The sequence below is a fragment of the Klebsiella sp. R390 genome, assembly GCF_051131745.1.
Classification (GTDB): domain Bacteria; phylum Pseudomonadota; class Gammaproteobacteria; order Enterobacterales; family Enterobacteriaceae; genus Klebsiella.
Genome location: NZ_CP180445.1, coordinates 1,237,943 through 1,252,664, shown reverse-complemented (window position 1 = coordinate 1,252,664; position 14,722 = coordinate 1,237,943). Strand labels below are relative to the sequence as shown.

The 14,722-nt window shown below is 56.5% G+C and carries 14 protein-coding genes; 7 read left to right on the top strand and 7 right to left on the bottom strand.

Annotated features, from left to right (window positions below; genetic code table 11):
- Positions 1–17: 17 nt before the first annotated feature.
- Genes ACMYSP_RS05890 through ACMYSP_RS05875 form a run of 4 tightly spaced genes read left to right on the top strand, consistent with a single transcriptional unit; the run spans position 18 to position 4,833 of the window.
- Positions 18–1,499, top strand: coding sequence for a sugar ABC transporter ATP-binding protein (locus tag ACMYSP_RS05890; RefSeq protein WP_434587024.1), 1,482 nt, complete (start codon positions 18–20; stop codon positions 1,497–1,499).
- Positions 1,496–2,494, top strand: coding sequence for an ABC transporter permease (locus ACMYSP_RS05885; protein ID WP_434585944.1), 999 nt, complete (start codon positions 1,496–1,498; stop codon positions 2,492–2,494). The genes ACMYSP_RS05890 and ACMYSP_RS05885 overlap by 4 nt, the downstream gene beginning before the upstream one ends.
- 20 nt (positions 2,495–2,514) lie before the next feature.
- Positions 2,515–3,579 carry a sugar ABC transporter substrate-binding protein gene (locus tag ACMYSP_RS05880; RefSeq protein WP_434585943.1) on the top strand — a complete coding sequence of 355 codons (1,065 nt, stop codon included), beginning with the start codon at positions 2,515–2,517 and terminating at the stop codon, positions 3,577–3,579.
- A gap of 9 nt (positions 3,580–3,588) precedes the next feature.
- Positions 3,589–4,833, top strand: a complete 1,245-nt coding sequence (locus ACMYSP_RS05875; RefSeq protein WP_434585942.1) for an LVIVD repeat-containing protein — start codon at positions 3,589–3,591, stop codon at positions 4,831–4,833.
- A 55-nt stretch (positions 4,834–4,888) separates the two neighbouring features.
- On the opposite strand, the gene mtnK is transcribed toward ACMYSP_RS05875, so the two are convergent.
- A complete protein-coding gene (gene mtnK, locus ACMYSP_RS05870) occupies positions 4,889–6,088 on the bottom strand; it encodes an S-methyl-5-thioribose kinase (protein WP_434585941.1) in 1,200 nt (399 codons plus the stop codon).
- A 103-nt stretch (positions 6,089–6,191) separates the two neighbouring features.
- Between mtnK and mtnA the strand changes: the two genes are divergently transcribed.
- The gene (gene mtnA / locus ACMYSP_RS05865; protein WP_434585940.1) at positions 6,192–7,220 is read left to right on the top strand and encodes an S-methyl-5-thioribose-1-phosphate isomerase; all 1,029 of its coding nucleotides are present in this window, start codon (positions 6,192–6,194) and stop codon (positions 7,218–7,220) included.
- 107 nt (positions 7,221–7,327) lie between these two features.
- Here mtnA and ACMYSP_RS05860 read toward each other — a convergent pair whose 3' ends face one another.
- Both ACMYSP_RS05860 and mtnC read right to left on the bottom strand, forming a co-directional pair.
- Positions 7,328–7,870 (bottom strand): 1,2-dihydroxy-3-keto-5-methylthiopentene dioxygenase, encoded by a 543-nt coding sequence (locus ACMYSP_RS05860; protein WP_434585939.1) that lies wholly within the window; start codon positions 7,868–7,870, stop codon positions 7,328–7,330.
- A complete protein-coding gene (gene mtnC / locus ACMYSP_RS05855) occupies positions 7,867–8,556 on the bottom strand; it encodes an acireductone synthase (protein WP_434585938.1) in 690 nt (229 codons plus the stop codon). Before mtnC ends, ACMYSP_RS05860 begins: the two co-directional genes overlap by 4 nt.
- Positions 8,557–8,726: 170 nt before the next feature.
- Between mtnC and ACMYSP_RS05850 the strand changes: the two genes are divergently transcribed.
- On the top strand, positions 8,727–9,872 hold the full coding sequence (locus ACMYSP_RS05850) for a pyridoxal phosphate-dependent aminotransferase (RefSeq protein ID WP_434587023.1): 1,146 nt from the start codon (positions 8,727–8,729) through the stop codon (positions 9,870–9,872).
- On the opposite strand, the gene ACMYSP_RS05845 is transcribed toward ACMYSP_RS05850, so the two are convergent.
- The 4 genes from ACMYSP_RS05845 to dsbG all read right to left on the bottom strand — a co-directional run bounded on the left by ACMYSP_RS05845 (position 9,873) and on the right by dsbG (position 13,651).
- Entirely contained in the window at positions 9,873–10,499 is a 627-nt protein-coding gene (locus ACMYSP_RS05845; protein WP_434585937.1) for an IbrB-like domain-containing protein, read from the bottom strand.
- Entirely contained in the window at positions 10,484–11,707 is a 1,224-nt protein-coding gene (locus ACMYSP_RS05840) for a phosphoadenosine phosphosulfate reductase (protein WP_434585936.1), read from the bottom strand. The genes ACMYSP_RS05845 and ACMYSP_RS05840 overlap by 16 nt, the downstream gene beginning before the upstream one ends.
- Positions 11,708–11,778: 71 nt before the next feature.
- On the bottom strand, positions 11,779–12,717 hold the full coding sequence (gene citR, locus ACMYSP_RS05835; protein ID WP_434585935.1) for a DNA-binding transcriptional repressor CitR: 939 nt from the start codon (positions 12,715–12,717) through the stop codon (positions 11,779–11,781).
- Between the two features lie 187 nt (positions 12,718–12,904).
- Positions 12,905–13,651, bottom strand: a complete 747-nt coding sequence (gene dsbG / locus ACMYSP_RS05830) for a thiol:disulfide interchange protein DsbG (protein WP_434585934.1) — start codon at positions 13,649–13,651, stop codon at positions 12,905–12,907.
- A gap of 408 nt (positions 13,652–14,059) precedes the next feature.
- On the opposite strand from dsbG, the gene ahpC reads away from it, so the two are divergent.
- Positions 14,060–14,623 carry an alkyl hydroperoxide reductase subunit C gene (gene ahpC, locus ACMYSP_RS05825; RefSeq protein WP_004859485.1) on the top strand — a complete coding sequence of 188 codons (564 nt, stop codon included), beginning with the start codon at positions 14,060–14,062 and terminating at the stop codon, positions 14,621–14,623.
- Positions 14,624–14,722: the final 99 nt, after the last annotated feature.

The window sequence follows — 14,722 nt, the reverse complement described above, 5'->3', positions numbered from 1 at the left end:
CAGTGAATCGTCTGGAGATGAACAGCATTAACCTGGCCTTTTCCGGCTTCAGGGCGCTCAGTCAGGTCGCCTTCACCTTGCGGGGCGGGTCGGTGCATGCCTTGACCGGCGCCAACGGCGCGGGGAAATCGACGCTAATGGCGGTGCTGTGCGGCACGCACGCCCATTATGAGGGTGAGATTGTTATCAATAACCAGCCGGTGAGTATTCGTTCCCCACGGGATGCGAAGCTGCTGGGTATTCATCTGGTGCAACAAGAGGTGGATGTGGCGCTGGTGCCGGGCCTGACCATTGCGGAAAACATCATGCTGGATCGCCTGGCGGAGCCGGGGCTGCGTTTTCGCTGGCGTCGGGTACGCGAGCAGGCGCGTGAGGCGCTGGCCCAGCTGGATATCAGCCTTGACGTGCGGCGCACCATCGAGAGCTGCACCCTGGCGGAGAAACAGCAAATCCTGCTGGCCCGCGCGCTGTCGCATCATTGCCGCTTTTTGATTCTTGATGAACCTACCGCTCCGCTGGACCAGCATGAAAGTGAGCGCTTGTTCACGGTAGTGCGTCGCCTGCAACAGCAGGGGATTGGGGTGGTGTTTATCTCCCACCGTATTCACGAACTGAAAGCGATCTGCGACACCCTGACGGTCCTGCGCGACGGCAAGTTGATTGAAAGCGGCCCGATGGCGGAGCTCAGCGGGGAGCAGATCGTCGAGAAGATGCTCGGCCACGAACTGCAGGATATTTTCCCGCCGCCGCGCCCGCCCCACAGCGAAGAGATTCTGCTGCAGGTCGAGGGGCTGCACGACGAGGGGCTGCTGCAGGACATTTCGCTGCGTCTGCGCAAAGGCGAAATTCTCGGCATCGCGGGGTTAGCCGGGGCCGGGAAAACCGAACTGTGCAAAGCGCTGTTTGGCGCCAGTAAGAGTCGTTTGAACCACGGCGAGCTGAACAGCCAGCCGTGGCGACCGCGTGACCCGGCGGATTCGGTGATGCGCGGCCTGGCGCTGGTGCCGGAAGAGCGGCGCAAAGAGGGCATTTTTATCGATGAACCAATCGGCATGAACCTGTCGATCAGCGCCGATCGCAGCTTTTCACGCTGGAGCCTGTTCGGGCATCGCCAGGCGTGGCGCTGGGCGGAAGAGGTGATTGCCCGCGTGGGAATCCGCACCACCGGTCCGGCCCAGACTCTGCGCCGCCTCTCCGGCGGGAATCAGCAGAAGGTGGCGATCGGCAAATGGCTGCGCGGTAGCGCCAACGTTCTGATCTTCGACGAACCGACCAAAGGCGTCGATGTGAAAGCAAAAACCGACCTGTTCACCCTGATCGATGGGCTGGCACGAGAGGGAAAAGGGGTGATCTACGCCTCGGGTGAATTCTCAGAGCTGGTGGGGTTGTGCGACCGTATTTGCGTGTTGTGGGACGGGCGCATCGTGGCAGAAATACCGGGCGCTGACGCCCGGGAAGAGACACTTCTTTATTACTCCACCGGAGGAGCAGCAGCGTGAGTAAGGCCCTGGCAGTGAACGCGACGGTATCGGGCCGTCAGCGGTTTTTTGATTTTCTTTATAAGTGGGGCATGTTGCTGACCGTGGTGCTGCTGATTGCGGTGTTTGGTCTCGCGTCGGATAACTTCCTCGATCCGTTCAACATCATCAACATTTTGCGCTCCATCGCCATTGTGACGGTGATTGCCATCGGCGTGTCCATTTCGCTGACCATCGGTGGCTTTGACCTGTCGGTGGGGTCGACGGCTTCTCTGGCCAACGCGCTGGTGATTTCACTGTTTGTCTGGCACGGCTTTGGCACTACGGAAGCCATCCTGGTCACTCTCGCGCTCTGTACGTTGGTGGGGCTGTTTAACGCCTTTTTAATCGTCATTCTGCGTATTCCTGACATGCTCGCCACCCTTGCCAGCCTGTTTGTGATCCAGGGCGTGGCGATGACTTACAGCTACGGCGGCTCGATCACCGAGAACATGGTGTTGCCGAGCGGCGATATGGCGGAAGGGTCCATTCCGGCGGCCTTTGGCGCGCTGGGGCAGGTCCCGACGATTGTGATCGTCATGCTGGTGGTGACCGTGATTGCCCAACTGGCACTCTCTTTCACCACCCACGGGCGCAGAATGTACGCCATCGGCGGCAACCCTGAGGCCGCGCGTCTCTCCGGCCTGCGCATTACCCGCTATAAAGTGGCAGCCTACGTGATTGCCTCTTTACTGGCCGGGCTGGGTGGCATTTTGCTGGCGTCACGCATTGGCTCTTCACAGGTGAACGCCGGCAGCGGCTATCTGATGGATGCGGTGGCGGCGGCGTGGATCGGCTTTTCACTGGCGGGTTCCGGCAAACCGAACGCGCTGGGTACGTTGGTGGGGGCGGTGATTCTTGGCGTGCTCTCCAACGGCCTGGTGATGCTGTCGGTGCCGTATTACGCGATGGACATTATTAAAGGGCTGGTGCTGGCTGGCGCGCTCGCACTGACCTACTTTCAGCGCCGCACATAAAAAATGGCAGGGTAAACACCATGAAAAAGATAACGTATTCACTCATCGCATTGGGGTTGTTCAACTCTGCGGCGGCTTTTGCTGAAACCCCGACGCCGGTCCCGGCGGCGATTGCCGGGCATGAGGGGCCGATTCGTATCGCGGTCATTCGCAATCTTGGATCCGACGATAACACCACTCAGTTTGTCTCCGGGGCGATTCAGGAGGGCAAAAAGCTCGGCTTTAAAGTGAGCTCCTTCCTCAGTAACGGCGACGACGCCAAATTCCAGGACTTCGTTAATCAGGCGATTAGCCAGAAGTACGACGGCATTATTCTCTCCCAGGGGCGCGATCCGTACTCCACCGCGCTGGTGAAAAAGGCGGTGGACGCCGGCATCAAAGTGGCCGTGTTCGATACCGCCGTCAGCGGGGAGATCCCGGGCGTGACCGTGACCCAGCAGGATGATGCTTCACTGACCGATCTCTCCTTTGGTCAACTGGTGAAGGATTTCAACGGCAAAGCCAACATTATCAAACTGTGGGTGGCCGGCTTCCCGCCGATGGAGCGCCGCCAGGCCGCTTACCAGACTCTGCTCAAGCAAAACCCAGGGATTAAAGAGCTGGAGTCGATCGGCGCGGTCTCTTCCGACGTGCAGGGCGATACCGCCAATAAAGTCGGTGCCATTTTAGCCAAGTATCCAAAAGGCAAAATCGATGCTATCTGGGGCACCTGGGATGCGTTTAGCCAGGGAGCTTATAAGGCGCTGAAAGAGAACGGCCGCACCGAAATCAAACTCTACAGCATCGATATTTCGAATCAGGATCTGCAACTGATGCGTGAAGCCGGCAGCCCGTGGAAGGTGAGCGTCGCGGTGGATCCGAAACTTATCGGGGCGACGAACATTCGGCTTATTGCCAACAAAATTGCCGGCGAGCCGACCCCTGCGACCTATGACTTCAAAGCTGCGGCTATTCCGCAGGCGCTGCTGACGGCGCAGCCAGGTGCAGTTAACGTGGCCTCGTTGGGCAAAATTATTCCGGGCTGGGGTCAGACCGAAGACTTTATCGCCCCATGGTTCGCCACGCTGGAAGCGAAACACAAATAAGGAGCAGGTATGGCGACGGCACTCCCGCGCCCCGACTACAGCCGCAATATGCGGCTGATTGGGCATAGCGATCAGGGGGGGCGCCCTGACGGCGTCCAGCTGATGGTACATCGTGGTTATGCGTATATCGGCCATATGGTATCGCAAGGTTTTTCGGTGGTGGATGTGCGCGACCCGTGCCATCCACATACGGTGAACTACATTGCCGCACCGCCGGGAACCTGGAACGTCCATTTGCAGGCCCATGACGATCTTCTGTTGGTGATCAACGCCCGGGATCTGTTTGCGGATACCCGTTTTGCCGACGAGAAGGTGTATTACACCCGTTCGGTGGGAGAGACGGTGAGCGATGTGCAGGATCGCGGCTGGAGCGCCGGGATGCGGGTGTTTGATATCTCCCGTCCTGATGAGCCGCGCGAAATTGGTTTTCTGTCGCTCGACGGGATCGGTATCCACCGGATCTGGTACGTTGGTGGCCGTTGGGCCTATGTTTCGGCGCTGATCGACGGTTTTAGCGACTACATCTTCCTGACTATCGACATGGCGGATCCGCGCAAGCCGGAAGTGGCCGGGCGCTGGTGGCTGCCGGGGATGCATCAGGCGGCGGGGGAGACGGCGGACTGGCCTGAAGGCAAGCGCTACGCGCTGCATCACGCCATTATCGCCGGGGATACCGCTTACGGCAGCTGGCGCGACGGCGGCCTGACGCTGTTGGACGTGAAGGACCGCACTCAGCCGAAGCTGATCAGCCACCGTAACTGGAGCCCGCCGTTTGGCGGTGGGACCCATACGGCGCTGCCGCTTCCGGACCGCGATCTGCTGGTGGTACTGGATGAGGCGGTGCTGGATAACCAGCAGGACGGCGAGAAGCTGATCTGGTTGTTTGATATCCGCGAGCCGGCCAACCCGGTGAGTATTTCCACCTTCCCGCAGCCGAGCGAAACGGACTATGTGGCGAAAGGGGCCCATTTTGGCCCGCATAACCTGCATGAAAATCGCCCCGGCAGCTTTGTCAGCTCAACGTTGATTTTCGCCACGTACCAGAATGCTGGCGTGCGGGCCTATGATATTTCGGACCCTTACCGGCCGGTGGAAACCGGGGCGCTGGTGCCTGCCGCGCCGGCGACCATGATGGATACGCGCCCGGGCCGTCCGCAGGTGATTCAGTCCTGCGATGTGTTCGTGGATGCCGGGGGGATTATTTACAGCACCGATTATAACGGTGGGCTGTCGGTGATCGAGTATCTGGGATAGGTGCTGAACGGTCGCCCCGGCAAGCAGCGTGCCGCCGGGGATCGTATTGGTGGGCTCAGCCGTACTGACGAATACGGGCGATCAGATCGTCGGCATTCTCAATGCGATCGGCAATGACGATCAGCGCTTTACCGAGGGTGATGGCGTGGCGCAGGCAGTCATGGCGCATGGCCGGATCCTGGATGGTCTCGATATCGGCCACGTGGGAGAGGCCGACACTGCGGCGAATCAACTCGCTGCCGCAGAAGCCAATGGCATCATGCCAGACTTTTTTCAGGAACAGGCTGGCGTAGCCGGGGCAGGAGAGGGCCGCGTCGCGGGTTTTCTCCGTCGCCAGGGACTGGAAGCGCTCGGCAAAAGTGTTCCACAGTACCTGAATATCGCGCAGACGCTGTTCACGGGCCGCGTCCGCATCGCGGATCCCCAGGTGTCCCGGCAGCCCGCAGTAGTTAAGCAGCAGGTTGCCAATGGCGGTGCCGATATCAAAGCCGATCGGGCCGAAAAAGCCGAATTCCGCGTCGATGGCTTTAAAGCTACCCTCGGCGACAAAAATGGATCCGCTGTGGATATCGCCGTGCAGCAGGGCTTCGGCATGAGAGAAGAAGCGATGCTTCAGCGACGCTACCGCCAGTTTGAGCTGTGCGTCGTCGCGCAGGGCGGCAACGTCGGCCTCCAGCTCTGACGGGTAGTTATTGCGCTCGTGAATCTGGTACGGGTCGTTGAAGAACAGATCCTCGGTGATCTCGCACATTTCCGGGTTCGTAAACCGGGCGACCTGCGCTTTTTTATCATGCGGATGCAGATAGAAATCGCTGGTATGGAACAGCACCTGAGCAAGGTATTCACCCAGCTGGCCCGCGGCCTGCGGGTAGTCGACGTTACGAATTAATTCGCCGCGCCAGATTCGGTGATCGGAGAGATCTTCCATCACCATGACCGCCAGTTCCGGATCGAAATGGTGGATTTTCACCGTGTGCTGCGGGCTGTGCTGATAGTGCTCCACCAGCGTCTGCGCCTCGAGGCGGGCGCGGTCGAGGGTCAGAGGCCAGGATTCGCCGACGCAGCGGACGTACGGCAGGGCCTGTTTCACCACGATGCGGCTCACGCCGTGGAGATCGTAAATCTTAAAGACCAGGTTGAGGTTGCCGTCCCCCACTTCCTGCGCGGACACCAGTTCCGACGGGTTATCGATGCCGCCAAATTGTTGTGCGTAAGCCACGGCATCGCCGGGGGTGAAGGTATGGTATTGCGACATTGCCTCGATCCTCAAAAGTTCTGATTAAGCCGTTCAGACGTCTATACTTCTGGAATTCATCCTGACACAATGTGATACAACAACGCAACAGGGATTTAACGATATGCAGACACTACAGACCACCAGCCTGCGGGTAAGCGAAAATCAGCTTTTTATTCTTGATCAGCAGGCCTTGCCGCAGGAAAAACGCTGGCTGGCGGCGGATAACGTTTCGTTGCTGGTGGACCATATTCACGCGCTGCGGGTGCGTGGCGCACCGCTGATCGGGCTTTCTGCCAGCCTGCTGCTGGCGCTGCTTGCCGGGCGTGGCTTGAGCCTGGATGAACTTGGACAGGCGCTGGAAACATTACGTGCGGCGCGCCCGACGGCGGTGAACCTGATGAATAATCTCGACCGCATGAAGCTGGCGCTGGCGCAGGACAACTATATCCAGGCGCTGGAAGATGAAGCCCTGCGGCTGATCGCCGAAGACAAACAGCTGTGCGCCCGCATTGCCGAAACCGGCTGCGCGTTGGTGAAACCGGGCAGCCGTCTGCTGACCCACTGCAATACCGGTGGGCTGGCGACCGCGGGCGTGGGAACGGCGCTGGGGGTGATTGCGCTGGCCCATCAGCGCGGGCAGGTTGACATGGTCTGGGTCGATGAGACGCGCCCGCTGTTACAGGGTGGGCGTCTGACCGCCTGGGAGCTGGGTGAACTGGGCGTGCCGTATCAGCTGATTACCGATTCAATGGCCGCCAGCCTGATGGCGAAAGGGCAGGTTGATGCGGTGTGGGTCGGCGCCGACCGGATTGCCGCCAACGGGGATGTGGCGAATAAGATAGGCACCTATTCGCTGGCGGTTCTGGCGAAGTATCACGGTATACCGTTCTACGTAGCGGCGCCGCAGACCACTCTCGATCGTCATTGTCCTAACGGCGAGGCAATTCCGATTGAGCAACGTGCGGCGGCGGAAGTAACCGGCGTCGCCGGCAGCTTTGGCGCCGTGCAGTGGGCGCCGGAGAATGCGCCGGTTTACAACCCGGCGTTTGATGTAACCCCGGCAGCGCTGATTGATGGCTGGGTGCTCGACAGCGGCGTGGTGACGCCTGAAGCGGTGGCGGCCGGGGTTTTTGCTCCGTCTGGCAGCTGATCGTTGGCGTGTCTGTGTGACGATGAACGGCTCGTCGCCGGGATGTCCGCAGCTCGCCTGATACCTGTGAGATTCGGTAGCGTCACCGGATCTCACAAGTGAGGGGATTACGCCAGGCGCGGGTAGGCATCGGCAATATCATTGCCGGTAAACTGCGCTATCCAGCCTTCGGGGTTATCAAAAATGCGGATCGCAGTGAAGTCAGGCTCCGAACCCATGTCAAACCAGTGCGGCGTGTCGGCCGGCACGGAAATCAAATCGTTCTTTTCACAAAGCACCTGAAACACTTCATTGCCGATATGCAGGCAGAACAGCCCGGCACCTTCCACAAAGAAGCGGACTTCATCTTCACCGTGGGTGTGTTCGTTGAGGAACTTTGCACGCAGCGCCTCTTTTTGCGGGTTGTCCGCGCGCAGGCTGATGACGTCCCAGCTCTGATAGCCTTTCTCCGCCACCAGCCTGGCAATCGCGTGCTGATAGGCTTCCAGTACCGTTTCCGCCGTCGGGGAGGCGCCTAAATCACGGTCGGCCTGCCAGCGTTCGAAGCGAACGCCTTTAGCGTTAAGCTGCTGCTGGATTTCATCACCATTCACGCTATGCCAGAGAGGCGTGCTGGCGTCGTGGTCAGAATAAATCGTTAATGCGCTCATGCGGGGATCTGCTCCGGGTGAATGTCGTCAAAACGCTGAACCTGCGGATGGTGGCTGGCGGGATCGCGGTCGCCACGCACCAACTGAATGGTACGAAAACCGGCGGATTCTGCGGCATCCAGCTCCTGATGAATATCGGAGAGGAACAGGATATTCGCCGGATGCAGCCCCAGCTGTTCAGCAATATTACGGTAGGATTGCGTCTCACGCTTGGCCCCTACCAGGGTATCGAAATAGCCATTGAACAAATGAGTAATATCACCTTCATCGCTATAGCCAAATAACAATTTCTGCGCGGCGACCGAGCCTGAGGAATATACATATAAATCAATTCCCTGCGACTTCCATTTCTCCAGGGCCGGCAGGACATCCGGGTAAAGATGGCCGGTAAAGTCGCCGTTGGCATAGCCTTCGCGCCAGATAATACCCTGCAGTGCTTTCAGCGCCGTCGATTTGCGGTCCTGGTCCATAAAGGCGAACAGCGTCTCGATAAGCTGTGCGGTGCTGGCGCCGGGATCGCTGATTTCTGTACGCAGATTATCGAGGATCGTCTGCACCGGGTCGGCGTATTGCTGGGCGGTGACAAAGCCTGCCAGCCGCTCGCGGGCGTACGGGAACAGAACGTTATGGACAAAGGAAATGTCGCTGGTGGTGCCTTCTATGTCAGTCACGATAGCGCGGATCATGGTCTCTCCAGAGTGTGCGGCACGCCGTGCTGTGGGCGGCGTCAGGCGGTAACCGATATAACATTAGCATTTAGACGTCTAAGCGTCTTGATTGCCAAATATTAACATCGTGTTATAGTGGCTTCAACAACAGCATTACAACTGGTCATCACATAATGAGCAATAAGCCACTGATTCCTGAAAGTAAACTCCCTTCACTGGGCACCACTATTTTTACGCAGATGAGCGCCCTGGCGGCGCAGCATCAGGCGATTAATTTGTCCCAGGGATTCCCGGATTTCGACGGGCCGCGCTACCTGCAGGAGCGCCTGGCACACCATGTAGCACAGGGTGCTAACCAGTATGCGCCGATGACCGGCGTTCCGGCGCTGCGTGAAGCGATTGCCGATAAAACCGCAGAGCTGTATGGCTACCGTCCGGATGCGAACAGCGATATTACCGTCACGGCAGGCGCCACCGAAGCGCTGTATGCGGCGATCACCGCGCTGGTGCGTCGCGGCGACGAGGTGATCTGTTTTGACCCAAGCTACGACAGCTACGCCCCGGCGGTGGAGTTATCCGGCGGGGTCTTGAAACGCATCGCCCTTCAGCCGCCGCATTTTCGCGTGGACTGGTCACAGTTCGCCGCCGCGTTGAGCGAGCGTACCCGTCTGGTTATCCTCAATACCCCGCACAACCCGTCGGCGACGGTCTGGCAGCGTGAGGATTTCGCGGCGCTGTGGCAGGCGATTGCTGAGCATGAAATCTATGTGATCAGCGACGAGGTGTATGAGCATATCTGTTTTGCGCCGGACGGGCATGCCAGCGTGCTGGCACATCCTCAGCTGCGCGAGCGGGCGGTAGCGGTGTCGTCATTTGGTAAAACCTTCCACATGACCGGCTGGAAAGTGGGCTATTGCGTGGCGCCCGCGGCGATAAGCGCCGAGCTGCGCAAAGTGCATCAGTACCTGACCTTCGCGGTGAATACGCCGGCCCAGTTGGCCATCGCCGATATGTTGCGTAATGAACCTGAGCATTATCGTCAGCTCCCGACGTTCTATGGTGAACGCCGTGACCTGTTTGTGGAAGCGCTGCGCGCCAGCCGTCTGGAGATTTTACCTTGCGAGGGGACCTACTTCCTGCTGGCTGATTACAGCGCTATTTCCGATCTTGATGATGTAAGCTTCTGTCGCTGGCTGACGACCGACGTTGGCGTGGCGGCCATTCCGCTGTCGGTATTCTGTGCCGATCCGTTCCCGCACAAGCTGATACGTCTGTGTTTTGCCAAACAGCCGGCGACCCTGCTGGCTGCCGCAGAACGCCTGTGCCAGCTGTAGTTATTTGACGGTCCACGCCTGAGAAAATTGCCGGTCGCCGAACAGTTCGACCAGACCATTGATTTGCTTCAGGCGTAGTACTTCATCGGCATCCATCCCCAGCTCTTGACTGATTTTATCATCGGACCAGCCGAGTTTGGCCAACTCCTGGACGATGTCTGACATCGCATGGATCTGATGGCGGCCCCGGGCACGATTATGGCGAATGGTCGAGGCCATTAAGGTATCGCGTCGTGAGGTGTCACTCTCCAGGCAGGTGACCGGGATGTAACCATTGAGCTGTTTTTTTAGCGGGCTTTTGCTTTTGGCCAGCGCGTGACGATGAAACCCGTCCACAATGGTGAAATGCTCATCGTTTTTCCTGATCACCACAACCGGCTGGGTAAAGCCGTCCGATTGCAGCGACGTTAGTAGCAGACGCTTTTCAGGCGGTGCAAGGTTGTTGGGGTTGTAATCATTGGGGGAAACGTTATCGAGGCTGACCCAGAGCACGCAGTCTATCGGGTGCGATTTGAATGGACTGTACTGGTGTAGAAGCTGGCGAAAGGCGTTCAGCGCTTCGACTTTTTGATCCTCTTCCGTGTTGTCCAGGTAGTTGGCAAGGTCATGCATTATTTGTTGTCGCATAGGATTCCCCATTGTTTGCGTTTTTGATTCATGCGTTCACGGTAGCGTTTATAGTGGCGGGATTTGGTGGGGCTGAACGAGAGCATGCGGCACCAGTAATCGTTATTCAGCAGGACCTTGCAGATGCGCCGCCACGAGGGGATGTCTTTGCTGCCGATATCCGCCTTCTGGAAATCAGGAATGTCCTTCATTCCCTGTTTCTGATACCAGTGCAGGTAGACGGCAATTTTATTGCGATAATGTTCGGCGGTGTTTTCCGGCATGCTGTCGAGTAAAAACAAGGCGTAGCTTTTCCAGCTATGATTCTCCGGCTTATCGAGTTTGCGATGTCCGTAGAACTGGTTGTCCTGACCGGCATAGATCCCCCCGCAGCGCGCGCCATTCACCCGCTGGCACATACTCGCCCAGCGCTCGGGTTCCAGTACGTGATAAAGCCAGAGCCCCTGGCGCTGCTCCGGACCAAAAGGCTCACAGATGCGCATGTAGCGAATCGGCACGCCGGCCTGATACATCAGGTCGTAAAGCGGGTTGTAGGTCAGCCCGCTTTTGGCAAACCAGGTCCAGATATCGGCGGTTTTCCAGTCATACAGCGGGTAGGCATACCACGAGTGACCGCCCGGCGCCGCGGTGGTCCAGGGTTTGTCATCGGCGAAGCGCTGTTTGCGCCGCGAGGAGATGGACATAAACCGGTTAAGGGATTCATCAGCCCGGATCCCAACTAAAACTGCCGCCGGGCGATGATGGGAAAACCAGTCGGCGAATTCGCGGACAAAGGTTTCAAAATTCATGCCCGGATAGTAGAACGAAAAATAATGCGGGTCGGTAATGGCGTGCGCTGGCGGTTGGCGAACCCAGCTTGCTCCAGGCTCCCAGCATTGCCATTCCGGGGCGAACTGACTGAGTGAATTCTGGGTGGTTAACGGTAGGGCGACCCAATAGAATTGCTCAATGACGTCCTGATACTCCAGGCGCAGCGCCTCGCAGTGGGCAATGGTGCAGGAGAACTGTGCCTCCCAGTCGATAAACAGCACGCTGATTTTTCGGCCTGTCTGCCGGGCCTGAAGTGCGGTCAGGTGCAGCATCGTGGTGGAATCTTTACCGCCAGAAAAAGAGACGCAAACGCGCTGGAAGTTTTCCAATATCCAGCCAATGCGTTGTTGAGCCGCCTGCAGAACGGATTCTGGTAGCGGATGTTTTATTAATGTCACGGCGATCGTTCCTTGAATATGGAAAAATTATTTATTGAATAGCTTGTTATTGCGGGAAATAATTTCCGGCGTTAGGGGTTTTGTTTATTTGACGGTTTTATTAGTTGCTGTTTTATTATTTGTATGGCTTTGTTTTTTAGCAGCGAAGAAAAGGGTGGCGTATTCATTCTGGCGCGGCTGTAAATAAGGTAAGTCATTATCGACGGCAGTGGAATGGGCAGCACTTGCAGATTAAAATTAAATGACGGCTGGTCGAAAACAGTTTTCGGGATAAAACCAATCAGATCGGTGTGATTTATCATATTGATAATCGCTATTAACGAGTCGCTACGAAAGGCAATGGTGCGCGATGGAAATAATTTTTTCATCTGCGAATGGAAGGTTTTTACGCCTGGATCGTTTGAGAGATAGCTGGTGAAGCTTTCCTCACGAAGCGCCTCTGCCGAGGTCATCACCGCCGTCCGTGGATGATGCTGGCGGCACACCAGCGCCATTTCAACCTCCTGAAAGGGCTGGCACAGGGTCTCCGGGCTTTCGTACGGTGATAAACTTAAAATCAGGTCCGCTTTGCGCTGTGAAAGCAAGGTTTCAACCGAACCCGCCGCGAGCTGCAAGTCGTGGTGTTCGACCTGCATGTTCGGGTGCTGGTACAGGGCGCTGATTAACCGTGATGACTCCGGGGTATTGACGAGCTGTGGGCTATAAATAACAAAGCGTTTTCTTAGGTCGGTATCGCTGGCGAGATTGATCGTCTGCTCGAGCTGGCTAAGGTTTTTTTCAAGCAGGATATGTAGCCTGGCGGCAGTTTTTGTGGGCGTTATCCCTTTACCGGCGCGGATAAACAGCGGGTCGTTGAGCTGATTTCTCAGCCTCTGCAGTGACTGGCTGACTGCCGAGGGAGTAATAAACAAGGTTTCCGCCGCCCGGCTGATGCTCAGGTGCCGGTAAACGCATTCAAAAATAACCAACAGGTTAAGATCGAATTTTTTCAGTCCATAGAGATTCGCCATGGCTAATATCCATATTCAGTCGTGGTGAGTGTTATTTATAATTCGCATTTTATTTGTTTTAATAATTGCTGGTATGAATAAGTCATGATGTTAGCGATGAATCATCGCAGTAATGTATATTACTCGTGCCTGTTTAGCCAGGCTCTTTTAGCGCAAGAGCCCGGCGGGACATGGTATTTAGCGCCGGCTATTTATCCCCCATGATAGCCGGTAATTTATCGGCTTCAGGTAACCCGACCACCTGCTGCAACATATTCTCTTTATTCATGTAGTAAATCGCCGGCGTAGCGTTGGCCCCGAGTTGGTCCATGAGCTGTTGATTTTCGCTGACGATCTTCATTTTGTCCGAGGAAAGGTTGCCGGGGATATCAATTTTCACTTTTCCCCCGGATTGCTCGTAATCATGCCAGGTTTTTGCCGGGTCAGCGGTAGCCAGAATGGCGGCAGCGGTTGCCTGGCTTTCTGGTTTGATCACGCCGACTAACAGGGTACGGATCTGAACTTTACCTGACTCGACCCACGGGCGGGCCTGTTGCCAGAATTGCAGGCAGTAGGGGCAGAACGGATCGGCAAAGACATACAGGGTAACCGGCGCCTCTTTTTTTCCTTCCAGCAACCAGTTAGCCGCTTCCATTTTTTTCCACATAGCCTGTCCTGCCGGGGTGTAGAGCTCTTTCTGGAACAGTTGCTCGCTGAGGTTGGTGCCGTTTTCATCGTACATATAGCCGGAAATGGCATGCTTGCCGTCTGGCGTCAGATAGATGGCGACGCCCATGTCCTGGTATTTCCCCAGCCAGCCTTTCACGCCACCTGGCGCCTCGAAGGGTTTGATAATGGTGATACCCTGTTTCTCTATCGCTTTTACGGGTGCCGGAAGATCTTCTGCCTGGCTAAAAAAGGGTAAAAAGCTCAGAAAAAGCAGACGCTTAAACATAGTTGTTCCTTGTTAAATCAATGCGTAAGGTGAAGGCATGGTGCAGCCTATTACAGTTATAGGTAAGACCTGCTGACGGGCCGATTGCCCTTTGAATCTCCGGATGGTGTAATCGGCCTGCTGTTACATTAAGGTTAATGTAGAGCGCAACGCATAGCCAGCTTGTCTGGCACTGAACCTACCTGCGGGTATTTCAGGTAACGGGGCCGCCTGAATAAGGTGGCCTTTTTACGTTCAGGGCTGTGGGATGCAAAAGTAGCGAAAAGTGGCGTTCGTCGCGACAGGTTCACAAAGTTGTCTTGTTGCGGTTGTTAGATATCGCTTATTGATTTGATAATGCAAACGCATTGGTCGAATCAGGAAAAGTTCGTTAACTTAGACCTCAACGAAAACACGGAGGAAGTATAGATGTCCTTGATTAACACTAAGATCAAACCTTTTAAAAACCAGGCATTCAAAAACGGTGAGTTCATCGAAGTCACTGAGAAAGACACCGAAGGCCGTTGGAGCGTATTCTTCTTCTATCCGGCTGACTTTACCTTCGTATGTCCGACCGAGCTGGGCGACGTTGCTGACCATTACGAAGAACTGCAGAAACTGGGCGTAGACGTGTATTCCGTTTCTACCGACACCCATTTCACCCACAAAGCATGGCACAGCAGCTCTGACACCATCGCAAAAATCAAATATGCGATGATCGGTGACCCGACTGGCGCCCTGACCCGTAACTTCGACAATATGCGTGAAGATGAAGGCCTGGCTGACCGTGCCACCTTCGTTGTTGACCCGCAGGGTATCATCCAGGCCATCGAAGTTACCGCTGAAGGTATCGGCCGTGACGCTTCTGACCTGCTGCGTAAAATCAAAGCGGCTCAGTACGTTGCTTCTCACCCAGGCGAAGTGTGCCCGGCTAAATGGAAAGAAGGCGAAGCGACGCTGGCTCCATCTCTGGACCTGGTTGGCAAAATCTAAAATTTCCATGTCTTTCACGCCATGGCGGCGTTGGCGTCACCTGGTCACCCCGGTCACTTACTTGAGTAAGCTCCGGGGATTCCCAGGCTAGCCGCCTTG